1 protein-coding gene is annotated in these 526 nt (G+C 59.5%); it reads right to left on the reverse strand.

The annotated features are described in order from the left end of the window. Positions 1-63: 63 nt before the first annotated feature. Positions 64-351 (reverse strand): hypothetical protein, encoded by a 288-nt coding sequence (locus tag A5791_RS18685; RefSeq protein ID WP_067237125.1) that lies wholly within the window; start codon positions 349-351, stop codon positions 64-66. Positions 352-526: the final 175 nt, after the last annotated feature.

Genomic DNA, 526 nt, shown 5'->3' on the forward strand with positions numbered 1-526 from the left:
ACGGGCTGAGTCACATCTGTCACACGCGTATCTGGAAGAGGGGCACACAACTGTTTGTCCACCTCAGCGCGACAACTCGGCGGACTGCCGCAGTGTCCGCACCCGGTTGATGATCCGGTATTCAGTTGCGTGTGGAATGTACGCCGGTGCGTACATCCCACGGCCCAGCCGTCGTACCCGATGCCTGCCGATTTCCCAACGCAACGCGTCTGACACCGCCTTCGAAGGCCTGCCGCGGACGCAAAAGCCGTACCGGTCAAGCGCATCGATTAGTTCGACGATGGTCGCAGGCCCATTCTGCGACAGATACATCGTCAGCACGTAGCGCAGCTCGATTCCTTGAAGTTGCATGCGCGAATCGTTGCACGCCGGTACGACATTGGCTGGCTGAGCGTATGGCGTATCGCGTTCAGTGTGAAACTATGGCGTCCAGTGTGAAACCTGGGCGCTCATACGGCGAAAACCCCGCCCTCACGTCACACCGAAAGCCGTAGATTCACAACCGAATGCCGAAGACCGTCCGCCG

Source organism: Mycobacterium sp. 852002-51163_SCH5372311 (assembly GCF_001667115.1).
Lineage (GTDB): Bacteria > Actinomycetota > Actinomycetes > Mycobacteriales > Mycobacteriaceae > Mycobacterium.

What these genes read in the sequence shown, in the direction of transcription:
- A5791_RS18685 (WP_067237125.1), bottom strand. Translation starts at nt 351, where the DNA reads ATGCAACTTCAAGGAATCGAGCTGCGCTACGTGCTGACGATGTATCTG.